Origin of the sequence: Parabacteroides sp. PM6-13 (assembly GCF_029892605.1) — a bacterium.
Lineage (GTDB): Bacteria > Bacteroidota > Bacteroidia > Bacteroidales > Tannerellaceae > QVMG01.
Window position 1 is genome coordinate 136,266 of sequence record NZ_JARXWF010000005.1, and the last position, 23,913, is coordinate 160,178.

A 23,913-nucleotide genomic window follows, 5' to 3' on the forward strand; every position below is an offset into this window, starting at 1 on the left:
AGTCAACTTGTGTTTTCCATACTCAGACATATTTAAGGTTAATAACTAGGTGGCAAAAAAGAACAAATGTCTTTTTTACACTTTACAAATATAGACCATGTCAAGCCGGAAGGGTAGCAGCCTTGTTGAAACGATTAAAACTTATGTTGATTTTTGGTTTTTGCCGCATATTCAGAGGGGCGGCAGCCATACATTTCCATAAAACATTTACTCATATAGCTATGGCTATTGAAGCCCACCCGCTCTGAGATTTCGGTTATACTGAGCTCCCCTTCCAATAGAAGTTGGGCAGCTCGGCGCAGGCGGATGTTGCGGATAAAGATACTGGGCGATTCGTCGAGCAGGGTGATCAATTTGCGGTAGAGTCCGGTGCGATCCATGCAAAGGTCTTTGCTAAGTTGTTCGACCGAATAGCCTGCCACATCCAGGTTCTTTTCCACCTGTTCCATGGCACGTGTTAAAAAGGCAACATCAGCCGCGTCATGTTTTTCATTCGGAGAGGAATTCCCCTTCTCTTCGGCGTCGTTTGGTTGCGCATGGGCATTTTCTGCCAAGCCGGACTTCAACCCGGCCTCATATTGCTGCGTTTGTTCAATAAGGCTTCGGATACGATGTAAAAGAATCTCCTCTTTGTGTTGGCGTTCTATCTTTTTCCGTGTGGTATGTATATAGAGCCAAATGATCGACAAAATAACAATGAGCAGTATCAAAGAATAGACGATATAGGCCGTTGTTGTTTTCCACCAAGGCGCATGTATCAGAATGGCTAATTCCGTTACGCCTCCATCCCATTGGTGGCCATTGTCCGAAAACATCACCTGCAGAAGGTATTTCCCCGGCGAAAGATTGGTATAAGGGATACGCAAGACACCATCGATTTCAGAGTCCTTGTTTTGCCGGCTGACAGAGGCCTCATGCCAGTCGGAGTTCATGCCTACCAACCGGAAACGGTAATGGGTCTGCGCCGGATTCTGGTAGTTGAGAGCAGCAAATTCAAAAGCCAAGAAGTTTTGGTTGTAAGAGAGCTCAATCGCTTTGGTATAAGGCGTTGCCTCCGACAGGATCACCCGCCCGCCATAGGGAACCCCGGGTCTGACAATCTCCCCATGCAAAAGCAATCCGGAGAAGAGTGGTTGGGAAGGCACATGCGAGATAACAAGGTTGTCCGGATTCAACACATTAAATCCTTCGATGCCTCCAAAATAGATCGTCCCGTCAGATGCCTCCCATATAGCACCATTTGTGTATTCTTCTTTTAGGGTACCGTCATTGGGGTTGAAATTAAGAAAATGGATCTTCTGGCTCACCGAATCGACCTCGATACGGGAGATACCATAACTGGTCGTGACCCATATATGATGATGTCGGTCTTCCAGTATAGCATGCACAAAGTTGTTCGACAGCCCGTTTTCCGTATAAAAAGCTGTATCTCTCTCTTCCGGCTTAAACAACTTCAGTCCATCAGGCGTTCCGCCCCATATCCACCCGCGTGCGTCTGTACACAAAGAGGTGTACCTTTTTCCCCGAAACACCGGTTGTTCGATGCGTCGGCTCAAGTCAGTCCTGACAGGCGCAGGAAGTTTTTCTATGGAGACAGGCGTCAGTACCGGTTCTTCGTCGGGATTATATTGGTAGTATTTAGCTTGACTTCTCAAATAAATCGTCCCTGTTTCATCCTCAGCAAAGGCTCTTACACTGATCTCTTCTGCTAAAGAGGTATCCGTAAAAGCGATTCGCCCCACCTGAATAAATTTATACCTTGAAGGATGATAATAGAGCAATCCCCGATTGAAGGTTCCCGTCCAAAGGCCTCCCTGCTCATCAGAAAAGATGGTACTGATTTCCGTACGAAGCACCTCGCCGGTAACGGTTCGGAATATAGGAAAAAATTCCTGCTGCCCGGATCGCAGGTCGTACAGGTCGATTCCCCTTCTGCTGCTGACATACGCCTCGTCCGACGTTACGATCAGGGTGTTTAGGGTATAATCCCGTTCAAACAGCTTTTGCCATGCCTGCTTTTTTATATCAAAATAGAAAAAACCGCCTTTCCGCCCGTTGCCTCCGTTGCGCAACTGAAAAAAGCCCTCTTCTCCTTTTACGATAAGGGAAGTTCGGGAAAAAGAGATTTGTTCCTCTTCGGGATAGGCCGCACAGCTATACAATCGTTCTTTGGTTTCCAGGTGGTAACAAACAAGCTCTCCTGTATTGTAAAAAAGATACAGGCGATCGTCTACAGCATCCATATCCTGCAGCTCCCCACTGTCTGCGGAGAGATCGAAACAGGCCGTATCTCCCTCTTGCCGCAAACCTTGAGAGGACAACATCCAAAGTCGTTGAGAGCTATCCAAAAACAGGTTGTCGATCTTCTCCGTTATGCCTCGTTCCCGAAGATAACGCTCCAGATCAGTTATATATTTTTCCCTTCGCAGATCGATACAAGCCAAGGTATAGCCATTCTTTATCCAGAGTAAAGAATCATGCTCCTGATAGATCCGATGATGACCATCATATTTATCTAATGCGTAAAAGTGGTCGGATGTGCGATGAATGTAGGTAAAGCGGGCTCCGTCGTATAAATTCACGTTTCCGCTTGTTACAAAAACCATCCGCCCATCGGGTAGTTGCAGAATATAACGAATCTGGTTATCGCTCAGTCCGTGAGAGACATCAATCGGCGTAAATACAAACTCCTTTGCTTGCATGCAAAACAGGCCGGAAAGCAAAAAACACACTATAACAAGAATTCGATTCATTCTCTTAAAATATGGTTTCCTCATAATACGGAGGTGATTGTAGAGCTTAACTTAATTGGATTCATGCGAAGCGCATATTACCCTATGCAAAGAAAAGCATTTTTTCCTAATTCCCAAACCAATCAGGCAAATGAAAAGCCAAGACATCATTACCTATTGAGCCTTCACGCCAAATAAGGAATGACCGGGTGGTTTGTAGGTAAAAATAGCTATCTTTGCTCCTGCGTCCTATTGTAGTGGATAGTTTCCTGATGAGAGTTATTAGAGACACAAAAGAATTACAAGGTATCGAACTGGCTGTTACGGCCGGCTTCTTCGACGGCGTCCACAGAGGGCACCGCTTCCTGATCGAACGTTTACAAACCATGGCGGCACAAAGGGGGCTCCCTACGGCAGTCATCACCTTTCCGCAGCATCCGCGCAAGGTGCTCCAGGCTGATTACCAGCCAAAACTTCTTAATTCCTTTCCGGAGAAATTAGAACACCTGGAAGAAACAGGTATCGACTATTGCATCCTGTTTGACTTCACGCCGGAGCTCTCGCGCCTGACTGCCGAAGAGTTTATCCGCACGATCCTGGCCGACCAATTGCATACCAAGCTATTGCTTGTCGGCTACGACCATCGCTTCGGACATAACCGGGCGGAAGGGGTGACGGAATATATCGCTTACGGGAAGGAATGCGGCATTGAGGTCGTGCCGGGTGAAGAGCTCGAAACGGGCACTTCCGCTGTCAGCTCTTCAGAGATACGGCGGCAACTCCTTTCGGGGCATGTAGAAACGGCAGCCCGCTTGCTTACCTATCCCTACCAGATCAAGGGGCATATCGTCGGCGGCCATCAGGTAGGGCGCAAACTGGGATTCCCTACCGCCAATATCCGGGTGGATGAACCCTTCAAAGTGATTCCGGCAATCGGTGTATATGCCGTCAGTGTAACTTTACAAGACCATGTATATGCCGGCATGCTGTATATCGGTCGTCGCCCGACGCTCAACAATGGAGAGGACGTTACGCTTGAGGTCAACATTTTCGACTTCAACGAAGATATTTACAATAACGAGATTGGCGTTTCGTTTATGCATTATGTACGGGGAGACATCCGGTTTGATTCCCTGGAAGCCCTGAAAGACCAATTAGAGAAAGACCGTCAGGCGGTAAAAGCGCTGATGCGGGGTTAACCGGAGCGTTTCACGAAAAACACCATACGATGGAACATTACTACGAAGCAATAGATATACTGAAAGAGATGATCCGCATCCCCTCCTTTAGCCGGGAAGAGGGAGCGGTAGCCGATTTCCTGCAGGAGACCTGGCAAAAGGCGGGGCACCAGGTGCACCGGAAGGGCAATAACCTCTGGCTGATCGCGCCCGGGTTCGACTTTGCCAAGCCGACCATTCTGTTGAATTCCCATATCGACACCGTCAAACCGGTGGCCGGATGGACAAAAGATCCCTTTCTTCCCACAGAAGAGGAGGGCATGATCTACGGATTGGGCAGCAACGATGCCGGTGCCAGTGTCGTGTCGCTGTATGAAACATTTGTCGTTATCAGCCGTAAACCGCAAGCCTACAACCTGATATTCCTGGCTTCCTGCGAAGAAGAGGTGTCCGGCAAGCAAGGCATCGAATCGGCACTGTCCGATCTGCCCCGTATTGATTTTGCTATTGTAGGCGAACCAACGGGCATGCACCCGGCCATTGCCGAAAAAGGATTGATGGTACTGGACTGCACCGCCATTGGCAAGTCAGGACATGCCGCGCGCAACGAAGGCATCAACGCCATTACATTAGCCTTGAAAGATATCGAATGGTTCAACACCTATCAGCTCCCGAAAGAGAGCGAACTCCTGGGACCGGTAAAGATGACCGTAACCATGATACAAGCGGGAACACAACACAATGTCATTCCGGATCGCTGTGCATTCACCGTTGACATCCGCACCAACGAGTTTTATCCGAACGAAGAGCTCTTCGAATTGATCGCCAAAGCGGTGGATTGCGAAGTGAAAGCGCGTAGCTTCCGACTCAATTCCAGTTCGATTTCCCCGGATCATCCTTTCGTTGCCCGGGCGGTGATGATGGGGAAAACACCCTTCGGCTCCCCTACCCTAAGCGATCAGGCGTTGATGTCGTTCCCCTCGGTCAAGATCGGTCCGGGCAACTCGGCTCGTTCTCACTCGGCGGATGAATACATCGAAGAGATAGAAATCCGAGAGGCCATCGATACCTACGTGCGACTATTAGACGGATTACACCTTTCTTAATGGCGATAGATGAAAGGATTGATCAACGATACAAGCAACCAGACACAGGTTTTCTGGATCGGTCTGGGTAAACTAAGTTCGTTCGCGCTGGCTTTTGTCAGCGCTGCCATCCTATCGCGCTACCTAACGAAAGAGGATTACGGCACCTACAAACAGGTGATGTATATCTATTCCGCCTTTGTATTGATCTTCACCGTCGGGCTGCCGGAAACGCTTACCTATTTTCTTCCCAAATTGACCAAAAGCGAAGGGAAACACCTCGTCAACCGCTTTGAGTTGACATTCGTACTCCTGGGGCTGATCTTCTCTATCTTTATCTATCTCTCCGCCGGGGTTGTAGCAGACATACTCAATAACCCCGCGTTGGAAAAGGCCTTGCGCATCTACGCGCCTGTTCCGTTACTGCTTATGCCGACCTTCTCGATCGAGAGCGTTTACCTGCGGGAACAGAAAACGCACTACCTGGCGATGTACACGGTCTTTTCCCGTATCGTGGTATTACTTAGTATCATTCTGCCGGTGATTCTCTACAAAGCCGACTGCGAAACGGCATTATACGGATTGGTTCTCTCCTCTTTCCTGATGCTATTGGCTGCTCTTTTTCTTATCTACCGCCCCTACAGAGGCTATCGCGCGGAGCCATCCTCGCTTCGCCTCCGGGATATTGCCGCCTATGCCATTCCGCTTATGGGCGCCGACTTATGCATTATGCTCTCCGGATCGGCCGATCAATTCTTTGTAAGCCGCTACTTTGGCGAGGTCACCTTCGCGGAGTTTGCCAATGGGTATATGCAGTTCCCGCTGGCGCCGATGATAACCGCCTCGGTGATGGCGGTATTGATCCCGCTCTTCTCCCGCGCCAATACGCCACAACTGTTTGGCGAAGCGATCGGCTCGTGGCAAAAGGCGATCCTGAAAACAAGTCTGATCCTATATCCTTTATTGGTATACTGCCTTTTCTTTGCAACGGAAATCATTATCATCATTTACGGAAAGGAATACAACAGCTCAGCTATCTATTTCCAGATAGCTCTGATAAGCAATTTTGTCAATATATATCCCTTCCTACCGGTTCTATTGGCACTGAAAAAGATGAAGATATATGTCGGTTTTTACCTGATATCGGCTATTTCGATCTGGTTGACGGAGGCTGTCACCATCGCTCTCTTTCCGTCGCCCGTTGTCATAGCCTGTGTATCGGCAGCGAACTCTATATTGCTATACGTTGCCTTTTATAGCTATATCAGATACAGGCTTCACCTGCATGTATTCACCCAAAAAACAGTTTTATCGCTCTTAAAAATAATCGTTCACGCCCTCCTGATTATCCTGCCGATCAGGATACTCCTGTATCCCTATATCGAAACATTACCATTAGTACTTAACCAGGCGATCACCTTCTGCCTGTATTATCCGGTAATTCTTCTGACGGGGAAATGGCTGGGGCTCGATTATAAAAGCATCCTATCACCTATAATTCGATCACTATTAAAGCAAAAAGAATGATACATATAGACCTTTACAGAAAAAACTGGATCACCCAAGGCGCGGTGTCAACCATCGGATGGGCCGAATGGATGGGCAAAAGCTACACCGGAGAAGCGTTCCATCAACTTGTCTTATCCAGTATCCGCCGGAAAGAACATACCCTCAGCCAATTGGCCACCGGGTTGAATGGCAACTATGCCATTGTCATTCAGTCGAAGAGTTCGGTATTCCTTATCTCCGACCATATCCGCTCCTATCCGCTTCTCTATCTAAAAGAGAAGGGGCATATCTATATCACGGACAACCTATTGGCTTCTTTTGAAAAATACGGTCTGAATCCTGAAGTCGATATCCGCAAAGCCGAGGTATTTCTGACCGCCGGGCTGACACTGGAAGACTCGACCCTTTACAAAGAGGTGTATGCCCTTCAGGCGGCTGAGATTGTTCGAATAAACGATCAGGAGACAGAAAAAAAGCGCTATTTCACCTATGCTTCGGAGTTCGACCCGAAAAAGAAACTCGTCGTGACCGAGGAGGTGGAGAAGCAAAACGCACTATTCACCCGCCTGTTTCGTCGCATGCGGGAAAGTGCGCCGGAGGTACGCAACTGGATCGTTCCGTTAAGCGGTGGGCATGACTCCCGGATGGTGCTCAACCAAATGCATAAACTGGGCATCAAGAACCTGATCTGCTACTCCTATGGCTATCCCGGCAATAAACAATCCCGCCTAAGCCAGCAGATTGCTGAGGCGTTGGGCTACGCCTGGCACTTTGTGGAATATACGCCGGAGAAATGGCAAGCGTTGCGCGAAAGCCCCGATTTCGATCGTTACTTCGACTTCGCCTTCAATGGTGTGAGCGACCCGCATATTCAAGACCTATTGGCTGTATCTGAACTAAAAAAACAAAAAATCCTGCAACCGGGCGATATCTTTGTACCCGGTCATACGTTTGACTTTCTGACCGGAGCCTATTGCTTCGATGGAATAGAGAAATTGCGCTCCAAACAGCAGATATACACCTACCTCGCCCCCTATTTCAATCAATGGGAGGCAACGAAGCGAAGCGATGTGGTCTTGGAGGAGTTGTCGACGATGATCAAGCATTTTCAGCAGTCACCACGCTACTTCCCTGAGTATTTCCACTGGCAGGAGCGTCATGCCAAATTCATACAGAACAGTGTGCGGGTCTATGAATATTTTGGGTTCGACTGGCGTACACCGCTTTGGGACAAAGAATTGATGGTGTATTGGCAACAGATCCCCGTCGAGATAAAGAAATACCGACGTTTCCTCTATGCCTGTGAGAAAAACGGATTGTACGAGGAGCCGCTTCGTTCGATCGCCTTCGATCTGGAGATGCGACCGGTGGGCACAAAATCAAAACTGATAGCCTCCCTGCCCGATGCCTGGAAGCGCAAACTAATCTATCGCACGCGAAAAGAGACGCCCCGTTCGGACGATGCGCTTTATATGGTCTATGCCGCCGGTTCGCCCCGCTTTCCGGAGGGAATGCCCTACGACAAGCTGCCGAACAAGCTGCGCCGCTACCTGAAACCGTATGTAAAACGTCCTTTACACTGGTTTCCGGACAACGACAATAACACCTTGTATGCTATTCGGAATGTTCGATTTTAGAAGCTGTTTGAATGTTATTGGAGCGTCTTAATCTGGTAGTATAGAGTCAGGAAGCAATTCCGGCACCGAGTCTTTCTTTACCCACAGCGTGACCAGCGGCAAAGGTAATGCCTCCTTTCTGCGGTGATAAGTCGCCGAATCGCTTGCCACCACCAAACGATCCGTCCGGGGGGTCGCGTAGTTTTGCATCTTTTTCTTTTGCTGCGGAGAGGGGTTTTCGTTGTAATACTTTAGGTTCTTCGCCGTCAGGGAGTTATTGTAGAACTGCCGGTATGTTTTGCTGAAGAGCATATTCAACGGATGCACGAAATCAGTCTGAAAAACACCCGAAGGTCCCTCAAAGGCTGTCCCCCCCACCGGAAAGACTATAATCGGAGGCATCACTGGATTATAAAAGCGGATAAAAAGCGCCGGAGGTAGATCCGTCCAGTTGAATTTACGAGGCACAGCCGAATCAATCGACTGGAAATATTCTTCAAAATCAATCAATAAAGGCAACTCCCGCGCGGCTTCCATCATGGGGGTAACGGGGCTGTTTCCGGGGTTAATCAATGTTCCCTTCTGAATAGCATCCAGGGTTTCCGGATTCAACCGCAAGGTATCTCTTCCGCTCAATATATCTTTCAACCACAGGGAGTCTGTCGGTGTCCATTGCGCCCGCAGGTTCCCTACCGTAAGAAAACCAAGGAGTAATAAAAATAGTAATCGTCTGTTCATCTGCACATATATCTGTTGCAAAAATAAAACAGTTTTTGACGTAAGCCGCTATATTTTAATTAATTTACCTTTATGATAAGTATTCTTAAGGGTTCTATCCTATTTCCCCCTTTTCCACACAATAGTTGTTGATAGTCAAAATGGAGGAAATTTGAAGGCAGGCGGATCTTCAAATAGGAGGAGATGGGAAGGAGAAAGGAGAAAGGAGAAAGGAGAAGATGTGAAGATTGCGGGGAAGCACGCCGCAGGCGTGAGATTATGCATAACCGTATGCAAGCGTAGCGCAGCTTACGGTAGTGAATCCTCTATATAAAAAGCCCCGCATGGGGCGGGATTATGGCAGATCTCGCACCTGCGGCGCTTGATTGACAGGTAGTCGCTATACCGTAAGCTGCGCTATGCTTGCATACGGTTATGCATAATCTCGCGCTGGCAGCGCTCCTTGGGAATCAAATCGGAGGAGAGGGGGAAGGTTTTACAATCATAAAGAGTATAAAAGTAGTGACAAAATTTCTCCTCCTTAGCAAAGGAGGAGAAATTTTTATACTACTTTATCACTAAGAAATCTTCATTTTTTACTAAATTGGAAGATTTTCATATAAATCCTGCAGGGATTTCCTGTTCGTAACCGCGGGTGTAGCGAAGCAAACCCGTGGTAGGTAGGCAGATAGACAAGACCTACTCTACAAGCAACCCCGAAGCGGGTTGAACCCATTCCGGGTTCGTTAGTTATTATTAGCGGAATACCCCCGGTCGTTCGCTTCGCTCTCTTACCGAGGGTTACGAATAGGAAATCCCTGCGGGATTTAACTCATTTCAGTGCAACTTACCCACCTCCCCATCTTACCAAATTTGAAGACACTCCCTCCTCCTTTCTCCTTTCCCCTTTCCCCTTTCTCCCTTCTCCTTCAAATATTCCCCACCCCAGCAGCAAACCCTTAATACATGTTAATTCGCCCCATTTTCCCCAAACCCTCAAACTATCATTTTGATATTTCAGCAGGAGTATTTTTCCAAAAACGTAGGAGTATTTAAAATTAGTCCTGCGAGTAACACTTTTTAACGTATCATATTGCATAGCAAAATAGCCTTTTTGCTTACACTTTGTATTTTAACAATTCCCCATTCACTCCGCAATCTGTAATAACAAAAAACAGCATCCAGGAATTTTTCTATCTTTACGCCGTGATTATAAAACACCTCTATTTATTGAAGTAAAAACAAACAATCATATTCTAACAAACCCACCATGCAAAAAAAAGAAATCCTCTTCGTCCTCCTAGACGAGTTCGCCGACTGGGAGAGCACCTACATTGCCACCTGCCTGAATCAAGGCGTGAAGCCCGGAAACCCCATCAACTTCTCCGTGAAGACGATGTCTGTCACAAAAGACCCGATCACCTCCTTAGGCGGATTCAAACTCTTGCCCGACTACGACCTGAATGATATGCCTGCCGACCATGCGGGACTGATATTGATCGGCGGTATGCGTTGGTTCTCACCCGAAGCCAAACTCATCGTTCCACTTGTCGAACAAGCCATCCAGGAGGATAAAGTCGTGGCCGGAATCTGCAATGGCTCCGTATTCCTGGGCATGCACGGACACCTCAACAACGTGAAGCATACGAGCAACGGGCTGGATTACCTGAAACAATTCGCCGGCGAGGCATATACCGGTGAGGCCCACTATATCAACGAGAAAGCCGCAAGAGACGGTAAAATCGTCACCGCCCCCGGAACAGCGCCTATAGAGTTCTGTCGGGAGGTGTTGTATGCCCTGGAAGCTGACACGCCGGAGGCCATCGAAGAGAGCTATCTCTTTCTGTCAGGGAAGTATTAAGGAATCACAAGTATGGCAGAGCCCTTCAAAAACATGTACAACGAGCCCTTCTTAGATCGATTCACAAAAGACCTGAAGCTCGTCATCCCCGACTTAGACACCCGTATATTCACCTCCCAGGTAATGGATAAGGACTGGGAAGACCGGGAACTCAAACAACGTACCGCACACATGGCGACAGTGCTCAGACAATTCTTGCCGGCTGATTACAAAGAGTCCGTCGATAAAATACTCCTTCTACTGGATCATATAGAGCCTCGCTACCCCCACTGCTCCCAAATAGACGATACAAAGTTTGGCTTACTCTTGGAATATGGAGGAATTTTGGATAGCTATATCGAACAATACGGCTTGGACGATTACGAGACCTCCGTCAAAGCCATCGAGCGGATCACCCAGTTCAGTAGCTGCGAGTTTGTCACCCATCCCTTCATTGTCAAATACCCCGAAGCCATGATGGCGCAAATGCTCATCTGGTCGAAGCACGAACATTGGGGAGTCCGCCGGTTGGCATCCGAAGGTTGCCGCCCACGCCTGCCCTGGGCTATGGCTCTGCCGAGTCTGAAAGCCGATCCTACTCCCATCCTTCCCATCCTGGAAAACCTAAAGAACGACCCGGCTCGGTTTGTGCGTCTAAGCGTTGCCAACAACCTGAATGACATTGCCAAAGACAATCCCCAAGTAGTGATTGATCTGGTAAAAAGGTGGCAAGGAGAATCGGAAGAAGTCGATTGGATCATTAAGCACGGCTGCCGGACACTGCTCAAACAAGGCAATCCCGAAGTGATGGAGCTATTCGGTCTGGGTTCTACGAAACACATAATGATTGAGAACTTCCGGATCGTAACTCCCCAAGTGAAAGTCGGCGACTCGTTGGAGTTTAGTTTCAACCTATCGAACAACAACAATAAGAAAGCGAAAATAAGACTCGAATACAGCTTATACTACCAAAAGGCGAACGGCACCTTGTCGAAGAAAGTCTGCAAGATCAGTGAGAAAGACTACGCCGCCCATTCAACCACTGCGATCACCCGCAAACACTCGTTCAAGGTAGTAACCACCCGCAAACTCCACCCCGGACTTCATCAGGTAGCTATTATCATCAACGGGAATGAGTTTGAGAAACATGATTTCGAATTGGTGGAATGATACCGAAATAACCTGTATGTACAAAGAATTCCCACCCGACCTGCGCCTACAGCACTTGATAGAAACCTATTGGGTTACCGATGGGCTGATTGACAATACGTTCACACACCGTATTCTCCCCGACGGTTGCGTGGATATCATCTTCGATTTCGGAAGTAACCAATCCTCAGCCGACTTGCCCATGCTGGTCGGTACCATGACCTCTTTATTGGAAATCTCCTATCAGCCGGGGCGGGTGCAAATGATGGGAATCCGCTTTGCGCCGGCAGGGATCACTGCATTCACCCGCATACCCATCTCCATGATTACCAACCAAAACATAGAACTACCTCTCACCGAAACGCTGTTTGATAACAGTTTCTATGAGCGATTGCCCGACATGGAGTGTATGCAGGAACGCATTAATTATATCAATGCCTACTTCCTGGCGCGTATGCACAAGTTATTCCTGCCCGACCGACAAATCAGTTATGCTGTCTCTCTTATTCAAAGCAACAACGGCCACTTAGCCGTCAGGGAGGTAGCCGGAGAAGTCTGTCTGTCGGAGCGGCAATTCGAACGTAAATTCAAAGCAACCATCGGCATATCTCCCAAAGCATTCAGCAATATCATGCGCTTCCGCTCCGTCCGTAGGTATATGGAAACCCATCCGAATGAAAGCATGTACGAAATAGCCATTGCTTGCGGATATCACGATCACTCGCACATGAATAAAGAGTTTCAGCGTTTGGGAAGTATCTCTCCGTCGGAACACGCCGTGTAGAATGTCGGATTTTTACACGAAACACATCAAACAACTATTGTATTTTTGTACTCAAAAAAGATGAAAGCCATGGAATATCAAACTCTATCTCCTAATATCGGCGTAAAGAGCGTCGACGAAACAGTACAGTTTTATACCGAGACATTAGGTTTCAATCTGATTATGAGTGTTCCCGCCCCCACCGGAGGCTTGCAATGGGCAATGGTGGCTAATGGTGAAGCAACGCTTATGTTTCAGGAAATGGGCAATCTTACCGAAGAATATCCGCAGTTAGCCGGTCGTCCGGTATTGGGTGCAATAACCTTTTATGTGAAGATGAAAGGTATGCAAACATTATACGAGAAACTTCAGGGGACAGCGTACCTTGCCAAAGAGATGCATAAAACATTCTACGGGGCAGACGAATTCGCCATCTTCGATAACAACGGACATATTCTGACGATAACAGAAGATAGAGTAGATTAAGAAAAGAATATTATAAATTAAAACATAACAAACATGAAATTCAACAACGTAAGATTATTAGTAAAAGACTATCGCAAGTGTTTCAATTTCTACACCCAACAGCTCGGTTTGGAGGCCGCCTGGGACGTAGAGGAATGTTATGCCAGCTTCAAGGTAGCCGACGGCATAGAAGGCCTTGCCCTGTTCACCTCCGACTATATGGCCCCCGCCATTGGTAATGCAGACAAGGCACAACCCACGGCTTGCCGCGAGAAATCCATGATTTCCTTCGAGGTCGACAATGTAGACGAAAGCTATCAGGCGTTTTCGGCCAAAGGACTTAAATTCATCAACGAACCCATGGATATGCCCGGCTGGGGAATGCGTGTCGTGCATCTCTACGACCCGGAAGAGAACCTGATTGAATTGTTTACTCCACTTAAAGCAGAAGAGACAACAAGATGAAAATAGAACACATAGCCATTTGGGTGGACGATATCGAACGCATGAAGGAGTTTTACCTCAAATACTTCAACGTTAGCTGCAACGATAAATACATCAACCCTGTAAAGAAATACACCTCTTACTTCCTGACCTTTAACGAAGGAGGAGCACGCATTGAGTTGATGAACCGTCCGGATATCGCCCAGAACGACCAACTACGTTATATGCTTAAAGGATTGGCACACATAGCCCTCTCCATTGGAAACAAAGAAACTGTCAATGAACTGACCGAACACTTCCGAAGAGATGGTTACACCATTGCAAGCGAACCACGTACTACCGGCGATGGCTATTATGAAAGTGCCGTATTAGATCCCGAAGGTAATTATATAGAGTTGTTGGCAGAATGATTATGAAAAAGAAAGACGAAGATAGCAGGAAAGTCACACATACCCATTGGTCCTTTGTACATAAAGCAGACTAATTCAATCCATAATGAAGCAAGAACATGAACTAAAATCGCTTTTGACAGAACAACAGTTTGAGGTCTCGGATAATAGAGAGCTTTTACTCGCTAAAGCAAGAGCCTGTGCGAATGGTTATGCTCTTGCGACAGAAGGGATAGCTGTTGTTTCTGATTTTCAAAACAACGAATGCCATATATACTCCGGGAAATTCGGGCAAACTGTAATGAATCTCCCGGAATATATGGTAGACTATAATTCAGCCTTTGAGGACATTGTATTCAGTCATGCGAAAGAAGATGAGCTTATTGAACGTCATGTACTGGAACTCCGTTTCTTCAATTTTATAAAAGAACTTTCAATAAAAGAAAAGACTAATTTTTCGGCTTCATGTATCCTCAATTTTTACCGGCCCGAAGGCAATGAAATAGTCAAAATACTCCACACAACGAGATATTTCAGCTGTAGTGCCAACGGTAGTGTCTCACTCGGCCTATGCACTTACATTCCATACCCCATTTCTCATAACCGACAAGACGGAATCATTGTCAATCTATTGACCGGGGAAACGGTTGGACGAGACCTATACGAAGCGAGTGACCGTAAAATTCTTAGCCGCCGACAACTTGAAATATTGTCCTTACTGGCCAAAGGGGTGCCAAGCAAACAGATTGCCGATAACTTAAATATCTCAATTCATACTGTCAATCGCCATCGTCAGGATATTCTAACGGCATTAAAAGTTACCAATACAGCAGCGGCAGTAGAAATTGCATTAAGAATGAGCCTTATTTAATGTGTATATACGCTTAATGCGAAAATTGGTTAGAAATCAGTGTTGCTCACATCTTGTATTCTATCTAATTTTGCAACCGGAAATAATCCATAAGAAAGTTGTAAATCAATAGAAAACAGATCAACATCACAATGAAAAGATTAGTATTTGCCGCACTCATTACAAGTATCGTAGTGAGTGGATGCACTCAGAAAGAATCAGGAAAAGAAACAGTCAGTTTTGACAAGAAAGTTACGACGGAAACCGTTGAACTCGATCCATGTAACATCAATGTAGGAGAAATCCGTTTTACAAAGTCTAAAAACTGTACAGAAAACAGTATTACACTTCTTGGCGACACCGTCAAGTTTGTAGCCGGTCCCCAAACTGATTATTTCCGTTCTCCGGACGGAAGCGTTGTCAATAGTTCCGCGGTCATTTTCACAGAGGTTGACAACACTAAGCCTTTCACTTTTACAGCTAAAGTACAGCCTAACTTCACCGAAACCGGAACATATTCAGCTGGTGTGTTATATGCGTATGAGAACGACATGCATTGTCAAAAACTATGTTTCGAGCAGGATGAATATGGTGATTATCGTGTAGTGTCAGTTCGTACAATAGGCACTTCCGATGACAATAATCATCAGGCAATTATCGGTCCGTATGTCTATATGAGATTATCCTCCGATGGCACCACTCTGGGTAGTTATTTTTCAGAAGATGGGAAAATATGGCACATGGCTCGTCTCTATAAGAATGATTTTCCTGAAAAACTATTGCTTGGCCTGAGTTCCCAAAGCCCCAAAGACAATGAGCACACCTGCTATTTCACGGAAGTATCGCTTAAGCAAGAAGCTGTCTCCAATTTCCGCATAGGCAAACTCAACGAGGAATAGGGCACTTACCTTACACTATAATCAGGCGTTATAAACAGATTTAACATCTCAACAAATGAATAAGAATCAAATTATCATAGTGTTGTCACTGCTTGTATGCACCCTGTTTTCATGCCGGAATGGACAGCAACAACAAACGACAACAACAAACGACTCGAATATGAAAAAAGACACAACCTTAAAGCCATTTGTGGCGGAAAACTTGTTTTGGACTCGTGAACCGAAACAACATACAATCACGGATTCTTTGATTACAATCGTTTCAGAGCCCCATACCGACCTGTGGCAGCGTACATACTATGGATTCAGCAATGATAATGCTCCGGTGCTGCAAATGAAAACCGCTAACAAGTTATTTTCTTTTACCGTAAAGACATCATTCAACAGTTCTGCGCTGTTTGACCAATGCGGAATCGCAATCTATCTTGACAGTGATAACTGGATGAAGGCATCAATTGAATACGAGAATGAAGAATACCAGAGGTTGGGAAGTGTTGTAACAAACAATGGATATTCCGATTGGGCTACACACGACATCCCCTCTTCCATAAAGGAAATGTGGTATCGTCTAAGCCGCCGAGGAAGCGACTATTATATAGAGACAAGTCCTAATGGCATCACTTTCCACCAAATGCGCACATTCCATTTAGACAAGGGTGATGGAGAAATTTCATTCGGAATATATGCGGCGAGCCCGGTTGATCATTCATTCACCGCACAATTCTCAGCAATGGAAGTCGGCGAATGCAAATGGCAGTCATGGCCAGCGGAAGATACAGGATTCAAACAGACCGCAAACAAGTAAACAGAGAGCCAAAGAAAAGTGAGGCTGTGTCATAATGCCCAGTCACAATATATCTTTTTCAATTAATTTAAGATAAACATGCTTCATAACCAACATAAACATTTGCTTGTCGCTAATCGTGTTGCCTTTATGGTAATAGGAGTGCTCGAGGCTGCGTGGGCACCGCTCGTTCCATACGTCAAGAGTGCTTTTGCAATGGATGAGGGTACTCTTGGATTGCTTATGCTGTGTAGTGGGTTTGGCTCTATCTGCGCACTTCCGCTTTCTGGCTTTCTTGTAAATCGTTTTGGCGCAAAGAAGGTGGTTTATGTGTCGGGGTTGCTGATGGCTTTCGCATTGTTAACAATAAGCCTGCTTATAAATATGTGGCTGACAGGCGTGATGCTTATGGTTTTCGGAAGTTGTACTATTACCATTGATGTTGCGGCAAATATGAATGGTATTGCCATTGAGCGCAAGACGGGGCGGCATCTTATGTCTGGTTTTCATGGCGGCTACTCGTTGGGCACACTGATTGGCGCTGGAGCTATGAGCGTACTGTTTACTTTGGGGCTCATACCTAAATGGGCCGTAGTCATTTGTATGGTGTTTACATTGCTTGCGCTGGCGTTCGGATGCCGGGATTTATTGTCGAAAGAAAGTCTTATGCCTGCCACGCCTATTGAGAAGCCAAGGAAAAGCAAACTATATATTCCCCCTATGGTTGTCGTGGTTGGATTGCTATGCTTTATCATGTATGCTGCGGAAGGAGCTGTAATGGGTTGGTCGGCAATATTTGTCAGTCAAGAGCGTGGCATTAACATCTCTATTGCCGGATTCTTCTACACAGCTTTTGCTGTAGCAATGACAATTATGAGACTCTGCGGTGACAAAATAGTCGATCGCTTAGGACAAAGAGTTGTTGTAGCTGGAGGAGCATTACTTATTTCTGTTGGTTTCATGATTGTAGTACTAATTGATAGCACTATTGCTGCTGTCGCTGGCTTTGCGATGGTCGGTTTCGGTGCTGCCAATGTCGTCCCTCAGTTCGTCTCTTTCACAGCACATATTAAAGGGATGGCTACACATAACATTATTAGCTTCATCAATGCTCTCGGATATTCGGGTATACTCCTCGGCCCTGTAATAATTGGATTTGTAGGAAAACAATATGGTTTACATATATCATTTGGGGGAATTGCTGTTTTTGCTTTAATTGTTGCGGTTGTCTCGTCTATAGTATTAAAAACGAAGCAGATTAGACTATAAGCAGATATAAACAAAAAACTGACTATATGAGCTACAATACATACTACTTTCAGATCCTCATTATATCAGAGTAAATAGATCTCCCGCCTTTAGGCAATTAAAAAAGTAAAAATCCTATCTCCTTGTTTCTATCTCCTAAACAAACTTAGCAAGAATAGAACACACCATCTCCCCCCTTCCGACTACCTTTGTCGATTATGAATATACAAGAAAATAGCCGCATAGAATACCGTGCACGTATCAACCGGGTGATGGATTATATCGACCAACACCTCGACAAGCCGTTGGAGTTAAAAAGCATCGCCGACGTTGCCAACTTCTCCCCATTTCATTTTCACCGGATTTTCTCTTTCCTGATTGGTGAAACGCCCATCGACTATATCCAACGCCTGCGGGTGGAGAAAGCCGCCTGGAAACTCCGCGAAGCTGTTCCTGAAACCATCACTGAAATTGCCTACGGTTGTGGTTTTGGAAGCGTCTCGTTATTCAGCCGGACTTTCAAAAAACATTTCGGCATGACGCCCAGTCAGTTCAGCAAAGCCGATAAACCCGTCTATTCGCAAAACGGAAAGCTGTTTAGCAAGAATGGACAAATGCTCCGCAAGAATTTGAAAAGCGATACAGGCGAGAACGCCGACCTTTGTATCGTCGAATCAAATCAATTTTATTTTATGAAAGCAAACATTGAAGTAAAGGAAATGCCTGAAATGAAGGCAGTGTATGTGCGCCACATCGGAGCGTTCAATCAGATCGGGCAGGCCTACGAAAAGCTATTCAAATGGGCGTATCCCCGTGGGTTGTACACCCCAAATGTATCGAAGTCCGCATCCGTAACCCACGATGACCCTTCAGTAACCGAACTGGAGAAAGTACGCCAAAGCGCCTGTATCATTATCGAAGAAGATGTGAAAGTAGACGGCGAAATCGGCAAACTCACCATTCCCGGCGGGAAGTATGCTGTCGGACACTTTGAACTGGGCTTTGCCGACTTTGAGAAAGCATGGAACTCCATGTGCAACTGGTTTGTAGAAAGCGGCTATCAACAAGGCGACGGCTGTACCTACGAACTCTATCACAACGACTACACAACGCATCCCGAGCAGAAGCATATCGTCGACATCTGCATCCCGGTGAAACCCTTATGAAGGAGAAAGGAGAAAGGAGAAGGGAGAAAGGAACAAAGGAACAAGGAATTTCCTTTCTCCTTGTTCCTTTCTCCTTTCTCCCTTTATAACGCCCCAATGTCCCCATCCATAATATAAGGTATCACCTCCTGGATCTTATCTACCGGCCAATCCCACCACTGAAGTTTTAGTAACTTGGAGATAGTTGCTTCGTCAAAGCGCTTCCGTATCTCCCTGGCCGGCACTCCCCCTACGATGGTATAAGGCGGAACATCTTTCGTAACCACCGCCCGCGTCCCGATAATAGCCCCGTCGCCGATATGAACCCCGGCCATAATCACCGCCTCATAGCCGACCCAGACATCATTACCAATAACGATATCGCCTTTATTATCCCAAGCATCCGTCACATTTGCCTTCTCCGATCCCCACTCCTCATAAAACAAAGGAAAGTATAGTAGTGAATTGGCGAACTATCTGCTACACTTGTCTGTTATATTTCCAAAAGGAATAACATATGAAATGGAAAGGTAGAAGAGGTAGTGAGAATGTGGACGACCGTCGTTCGCAGGGTGGTAAATCATTTAGCAGCGGCAGTATCAAAGGATTTAGTCTAAAAGGCGGGATCGGGCTATTGGTTGTGGCGGGTGTTATTTGGTTGATGGGCGGTAATCCACTCCAGGTATTGGAAATGATCGGTGGAGTCGGACAATCAAATACCTCGAACTATTCGCAAACCTATACCCCTACTGCTGAAGAAGATGAGATGGCAGAATTTGTGTCTGTTGTATTAGCCGATACGGAAGAGGTATGGGAAGCTGCTTTCAAACAAATGGGACGTACCTACCGCAAACCAACTCTTGTGCTTTTCACGGGATATACCACCTCTGCATGTGGCAGCGCGCAAAGTTCAACCGGTCCCTTTTATTGTTCACTCGATGAAAAGGTATATATCGACCTCTCGTTCTTCCAGCAAATGGAAAACCAGCTTCGGGCAGGAGGCGACTTTGCTTATGCTTATGTGATCGCCCATGAAGTAGGACACCATGTGCAAAAACTATTAGGCACCCTTGACCAGGCTCATCAGCAAATGGCTAACACGAGTCAGAAGAATGCGAATAAGATATCGGTTGCCTTAGAATTACAAGCTGACTTTTACGCCGGCTACTGGGCACACCACACCGAACGGATGTTTGGCAGTTTAGAGGCGGATGATATTGAAGAGGCATTGAATGCAGCGAATGCCATCGGCGATGACCGATTGCAGGAACAGGCACAAGGCCATAGCGTGCCCGATTCATTTACCCACGGCACCTCCAAACAACGCCACGACTGGTTTTACAAAGGCTATCGCACAGGCGACCTGAGTCAAGGCAATTCATTTGCTGGCTACTAACCCCTTATTATAAACAGCCCTTTCCTAAAAAAGCACTACCTTTGCATCATGAATCATTTATCACCGCAGGCATGGCTTCCGACCACGAAGAAAGAGATGGAGGCAAGAGGCTGGGATTGGGTCGATGTGATCCTTTTCTCGGGCGATGCTTATGTGGATCATCCGTCGTTTGGCGCGGCGGTGATCGGGCGTATATTGGAAGCGGAAGGACTGCGGGTGGCCATTGTGCCGCAACCCGACTGGCGGGGTGACCACCGTGACTTCAAAAAACTGGGTGTACCGCGTCTTTTCTTTGGCATTTCGCCCGGAGCTATGGATTCGATGATCAACCATTACACCGCCAACAAACGACTGCGCAGTGACGATGCTTACACTCCTGATCGTCGTGCTGGTATGCGTCCTGACTACCCTTCAATTGTCTACACCCGTATCCTGAAAGAGTTGTTTCCGGATGTTCCCGTTGTGTTGGGAGGCATCGAGGCTTCGCTTCGCCGCCTGACGCATTATGACTACTGGCAGGATCGCCTGAAACCTGGCATACTGATAGAAAGCGGTGCCGATCTCTTGATCTACGGCATGGGGGAACTGCCCCTCAAAGCCCTGGTCGCACAACTAAAAAAAGGCGAGCCCTTTGCTTCGATCAAAGACATCCGGCAAACGGTCTACCTCGCAGATAAAACAGCCATTTCACCGGACGATATCGAACTTTTTTCGCACGAAGAATGCCTGAAAGACAAACTGAAACAGGCAAAAAACTTCCGATATATCGAAGAGGAATCCAATAAGTGGGAAGCCAAACGGCTATTACAAAAGGTAGGCAAACAAACCCTGGTAGTGAATCCGCCCTTCCCGCCTATGACGGAAAAGGAGATTGACGCCTCGTTCGACTTGCCCTATACCCGCCTGCCTCACCCCAAATACAAAGGGAAAGAGATTCCGGCGTTTGAGATGATCAAATTCTCCGTTAATATGCACCGGGGTTGCTTCGGAGGCTGTGCCTTCTGTACGATCTCTGCCCATCAGGGGAAGTTTATCGCGTCGCGCAGCAAGGAGTCGATCCTGAAGGAGGTGAAAGCGATCACCAAAATGCCCGATTTCAAGGGTTACTTAAGTGATCTGGGCGGTCCGTCAGCCAATATGTACCGGATGAAAGGCATCAATCAGGAGATCTGCCGACAGTGCCGGAAACCTTCCTGCATCTTCCCGGTAGTCTGCAAGAATCTAAACGCCGACCACACTCCGATGTTGGAGATATACCAAGCGGTAGACAATCTGCCGGAGATAAAAAAATCATTTATCGGAAGCGGCGTGCGCTATGATCTTTTGTTGCACCGTTACGCAGAGGAGAAGTTGAACCGGTCAGCACGCGCCTATACCGAAGAGTTGATTGCACGTCATGTTTCGGGACGCTTGAAGGTTGCACCGGAGCATACACAAACCAATGTATTGCAGATGATGCGCAAACCGCCTTTCGCGCAATTCCATCAGTTCAAAAAAATATTCGATCGCATTAATCAGGAACAGGGACTGAACCAGCAATTGATCCCCTACTTCATCTCCAGCCATCCGGGATGCAGCGAGGCCGATATGGCGGAATTGGCCGCCATCACCAAAGGGCTTCATTTTCAACTGGAGCAGGTGCAGGACTTCACCCCCACTCCCATGACCTTGGCAACGGAGATCTATTATACGGGATACCACCCCTACACGCTGGAGAAAATATATACGGCTCATACCAAAGAAGAGAAACTACGCCAACGGCAGTTCTTTTTCTGGTATAAGCCGGAATTCCGCCGCCAGATCATGCAGGCATTACAAAAGATCGGACGGAAGGATTTGATCACTAAACTGTTCGGGAAACGCTAAACAAAGGAATTACTTCGCCGCGATAAATTCGATCTCCACCAAACCATTCTTCGGCAGCGTCTTCACAGCCACAGCCGAACGTGCCGGGAAGGTGCCCGTGAACTGGGCGGCATACACCTCATTTACCACCGCAAAATCGGCCATATCCGCCAGGAATACGGTTGTTTTCACAATATCGTCAGTGGTATAACCCGCCTCATCCAGAATAGCCTGGATATTCTTAAATACCTGGATAGCCTGCTCTTTCACGCCGCCTTCTACAAAATTACCGGTAGCCGGATCCATACCAAGCTGGCCGGAAGAGAATAACATATTGCCTGTTTGAATAGCCTGGCTATAAGGCCCGATAGCCGCGGGTGCGTTGTTTGTTGAAATTACTTTTTTCATGATGTTTAAGTTTTATATGTTTCGTTGACGAATCACTTCATAAATCAAAATAGAGGAGGCAACCGAGACATTGAGCGAACCAATGGTGCCATATTGTGGTATTTTCACCATTTCATCGCATATGCGCAGGTTTTCCATCGATACGCCTTTGTCTTCGGCACCCATCACGATGGCTACCGGGCCATCATAAGAAACTGCGGTATAGACATGGGAAGCCTTCTCGGTAGCGGCAAACACTTTCACGCCACTTTCCTGCAGGAAACGGATCGACTGGTTGATATTCTTCTCCTTGCAAACCGGGAGTACATGCAGAGCACCAGCTGATGTTTTCATTGCATCGGCATTGACTGTCACGCTTCCTTTGGCAGGAATCACGATCGCATCGACCCCAGCACATTCGCAGGTGCGGGCAATAGCCCCGAAATTGCGGACATCGGTCACACCATCCAACAGGACAATGAAAGGGTTCTTGCCCTGCTCATACACAAAGGGGATGATATCTTCCAGGCGATGATAGGTGATTGACGAGATAAAAGCGATTACCCCCTGATGATTCTTCCGGGTAATACGATCAAGCCGCTCAACGGGAACCCGCTGAACGGCTATATTTTTTTCTTTCAAAAGGGCGAACAGTTCACGGGAGAGTTCTCCCTGAAGTTCCCTTTTTACCAATATTTTATCGATTTCTTTGTCTGCTTGTATGGCCTCAATCACGGCACGGATGCCAAAAACCACGTCGTTTTCTTTCATGCGATCGCTTTACTTAATTGTTCTTTGCATGCAAAAGTACAACTTTTTGAGGGCGTTACCGAAAGAATGGAGTGTTTTTATTAGCGGCGTCCCGGACGGTTGTTGTAACGATCGTCCCGGCGGTCATCCCGGTGATCGTTTCGCCGGTTGTTCGGATGGGGTGCCTGTCCTTTTTTAGGCTGTGGCGGACGGTTATCGTAATGCGGTGCCGGTTTCAAGTTCCAATGGTAGTTCCAGTATTGGTTTTCCAGTCTTCTCCAATCCGGTGAGTGACGATAACCGGCATAACGCGGGTTTTCATACCAGCCATTGTAATCGTGAATGCGTTGCGGACGAGCCTGCACCGCGTGTACGTACATACTGAACTGTTGCGGATTGAGCATACGTTGTATTTTGCGGTCGCGATCCATACGCAGGTCATAAATTCTGCGGGCTGCTTTGTCCCAATGTTTATAATCGCGACGTGCCTCTTTCTCTATTTTCTGGCCGTATTTGTGAACTATTTTCTGATAATCGCGAGCCTGCTTGGGATTTAAGCGAAGCGATTGTGACATCGATACACACTGGCGGCATTGCGCGTCGTGCCATCCAAACTCAATCCAAAACTGACTGTAACCGGGCAAACTACATAGAAGCAGCAATAAGGCTATTATACTTAATCGTTTCATGGCTTTAATTTTTAATTGTTACTACTCTGTTTG

Annotated in this window: 23 protein-coding genes and 1 pseudogene; 17 read left to right on the plus strand and 7 right to left on the minus strand. The window is 46.9% G+C overall.

What is annotated here, in order from left to right:
• Positions 1-134 precede the first annotated feature (134 nt).
• Positions 135-2,753, minus strand: a complete 2,619-nt coding sequence (locus M2134_RS06645) for a helix-turn-helix domain-containing protein (RefSeq protein WP_280750504.1) — start codon at positions 2,751-2,753, stop codon at positions 135-137.
• Positions 2,754-3,004: 251 nt separating this feature from the next.
• On the opposite strand from M2134_RS06645, the gene ribF reads away from it, so the two are divergent.
• The 4 genes from ribF to M2134_RS06665 are packed head-to-tail and all read left to right on the plus strand — an operon-like array spanning position 3,005 to position 8,141.
• Entirely contained in the window at positions 3,005-3,931 is a 927-nt protein-coding gene (gene ribF / locus M2134_RS06650) for a riboflavin biosynthesis protein RibF (protein ID WP_280750505.1), read from the plus strand.
• Positions 3,932-3,960: 29 nt separating this feature from the next.
• Positions 3,961-5,016: a M20 family metallo-hydrolase gene (locus M2134_RS06655; protein WP_280750506.1), complete on the plus strand. Its 1,056-nt coding sequence runs from the start codon at positions 3,961-3,963 to the stop codon at positions 5,014-5,016.
• Positions 5,017-5,025: 9 nt separating this feature from the next.
• Positions 5,026-6,522, plus strand: coding sequence for an oligosaccharide flippase family protein (locus M2134_RS06660; RefSeq protein WP_280750507.1), 1,497 nt, complete (start codon positions 5,026-5,028; stop codon positions 6,520-6,522).
• Positions 6,519-8,141: an asparagine synthetase B family protein gene (locus tag M2134_RS06665; RefSeq protein ID WP_280750508.1), complete on the plus strand. Its 1,623-nt coding sequence runs from the start codon at positions 6,519-6,521 to the stop codon at positions 8,139-8,141. The genes M2134_RS06660 and M2134_RS06665 overlap by 4 nt, the downstream gene beginning before the upstream one ends.
• A gap of 27 nt (positions 8,142-8,168) precedes the next feature.
• Here the strand turns inward: M2134_RS06665 and M2134_RS06670 are convergent, their stop codons facing one another.
• Complete coding sequence (locus M2134_RS06670) at positions 8,169-8,879, minus strand: hypothetical protein (protein ID WP_280750509.1); 711 nt, start codon at positions 8,877-8,879, stop codon at positions 8,169-8,171.
• Positions 8,880-9,684: 805 nt separating this feature from the next.
• The gene (locus M2134_RS06675; RefSeq protein ID WP_280750510.1) at positions 9,685-9,936 is read right to left on the minus strand and encodes a hypothetical protein; all 252 of its coding nucleotides are present in this window, start codon (positions 9,934-9,936) and stop codon (positions 9,685-9,687) included.
• Positions 9,937-10,107: 171 nt separating this feature from the next.
• On the opposite strand from M2134_RS06675, the gene M2134_RS06680 reads away from it, so the two are divergent.
• From M2134_RS06680 to M2134_RS06730, 11 genes are all read left to right on the plus strand, one after another.
• Positions 10,108-10,698, plus strand: coding sequence for a type 1 glutamine amidotransferase family protein (locus M2134_RS06680; protein ID WP_280750511.1), 591 nt, complete (start codon positions 10,108-10,110; stop codon positions 10,696-10,698).
• A 12-nt stretch (positions 10,699-10,710) separates the two neighbouring features.
• Positions 10,711-11,847, plus strand: coding sequence for a DNA alkylation repair protein (locus M2134_RS06685; protein ID WP_280750512.1), 1,137 nt, complete (start codon positions 10,711-10,713; stop codon positions 11,845-11,847).
• A gap of 16 nt (positions 11,848-11,863) precedes the next feature.
• A complete protein-coding gene (locus tag M2134_RS06690; RefSeq protein WP_280750513.1) occupies positions 11,864-12,610 on the plus strand; it encodes a helix-turn-helix transcriptional regulator in 747 nt (248 codons plus the stop codon).
• 69 nt (positions 12,611-12,679) lie between these two features.
• Entirely contained in the window at positions 12,680-13,075 is a 396-nt protein-coding gene (locus M2134_RS06695; RefSeq protein ID WP_280750514.1) for a VOC family protein, read from the plus strand.
• Between the two features lie 33 nt (positions 13,076-13,108).
• Positions 13,109-13,519 carry a VOC family protein gene (locus M2134_RS06700; protein ID WP_280750515.1) on the plus strand — a complete coding sequence of 137 codons (411 nt, stop codon included), beginning with the start codon at positions 13,109-13,111 and terminating at the stop codon, positions 13,517-13,519.
• Entirely contained in the window at positions 13,516-13,908 is a 393-nt protein-coding gene (locus tag M2134_RS06705; protein ID WP_280750516.1) for a VOC family protein, read from the plus strand. Before M2134_RS06700 ends, M2134_RS06705 begins: the two co-directional genes overlap by 4 nt.
• Before the next feature lie 85 nt (positions 13,909-13,993).
• Positions 13,994-14,758 (plus strand): helix-turn-helix transcriptional regulator, encoded by a 765-nt coding sequence (locus tag M2134_RS06710; protein ID WP_280750517.1) that lies wholly within the window; start codon positions 13,994-13,996, stop codon positions 14,756-14,758.
• A gap of 131 nt (positions 14,759-14,889) precedes the next feature.
• Positions 14,890-15,636, plus strand: coding sequence for a DUF1349 domain-containing protein (locus tag M2134_RS06715; RefSeq protein ID WP_280750518.1), 747 nt, complete (start codon positions 14,890-14,892; stop codon positions 15,634-15,636).
• A gap of 160 nt (positions 15,637-15,796) precedes the next feature.
• Complete coding sequence (locus tag M2134_RS06720; protein WP_280750519.1) at positions 15,797-16,441, plus strand: DUF1349 domain-containing protein; 645 nt, start codon at positions 15,797-15,799, stop codon at positions 16,439-16,441.
• A gap of 78 nt (positions 16,442-16,519) precedes the next feature.
• The gene (locus tag M2134_RS06725) at positions 16,520-17,689 is read left to right on the plus strand and encodes an MFS transporter (protein ID WP_280750520.1); all 1,170 of its coding nucleotides are present in this window, start codon (positions 16,520-16,522) and stop codon (positions 17,687-17,689) included.
• A gap of 197 nt (positions 17,690-17,886) precedes the next feature.
• Entirely contained in the window at positions 17,887-18,834 is a 948-nt protein-coding gene (locus M2134_RS06730) for an AraC family transcriptional regulator (protein ID WP_280750521.1), read from the plus strand.
• An 83-nt stretch (positions 18,835-18,917) separates the two neighbouring features.
• Here M2134_RS06730 and M2134_RS06735 read toward each other — a convergent pair.
• Positions 18,918-19,265, minus strand: a pseudogene (locus tag M2134_RS06735) (CatB-related O-acetyltransferase); the annotation flags it as partial.
• Positions 19,266-19,330: 65 nt separating this feature from the next.
• Here M2134_RS06735 and M2134_RS06740 point away from each other — a divergent pair.
• Together M2134_RS06740 and M2134_RS06745 are read left to right on the plus strand one after the other, a co-directional pair.
• Entirely contained in the window at positions 19,331-20,209 is an 879-nt protein-coding gene (locus M2134_RS06740) for a neutral zinc metallopeptidase (RefSeq protein WP_280750522.1), read from the plus strand.
• 48 nt (positions 20,210-20,257) lie between these two features.
• Positions 20,258-22,075, plus strand: a complete 1,818-nt coding sequence (locus M2134_RS06745; protein ID WP_280750523.1) for a YgiQ family radical SAM protein — start codon at positions 20,258-20,260, stop codon at positions 22,073-22,075.
• A gap of 9 nt (positions 22,076-22,084) precedes the next feature.
• Here the strand turns inward: M2134_RS06745 and M2134_RS06750 are convergent, their stop codons facing one another.
• The 3 genes from M2134_RS06750 to M2134_RS06760 all read right to left on the minus strand — a co-directional run bounded on the left by M2134_RS06750 (position 22,085) and on the right by M2134_RS06760 (position 23,880).
• Positions 22,085-22,462 (minus strand): RidA family protein, encoded by a 378-nt coding sequence (locus tag M2134_RS06750; protein WP_280750524.1) that lies wholly within the window; start codon positions 22,460-22,462, stop codon positions 22,085-22,087.
• Between the two features lie 12 nt (positions 22,463-22,474).
• A complete protein-coding gene (rlmB, locus tag M2134_RS06755; protein ID WP_280750525.1) occupies positions 22,475-23,212 on the minus strand; it encodes a 23S rRNA (guanosine(2251)-2'-O)-methyltransferase RlmB in 738 nt (245 codons plus the stop codon).
• An 80-nt stretch (positions 23,213-23,292) separates the two neighbouring features.
• Positions 23,293-23,880 (minus strand): hypothetical protein, encoded by a 588-nt coding sequence (locus M2134_RS06760; RefSeq protein ID WP_280750526.1) that lies wholly within the window; start codon positions 23,878-23,880, stop codon positions 23,293-23,295.
• Positions 23,881-23,913: the final 33 nt, after the last annotated feature.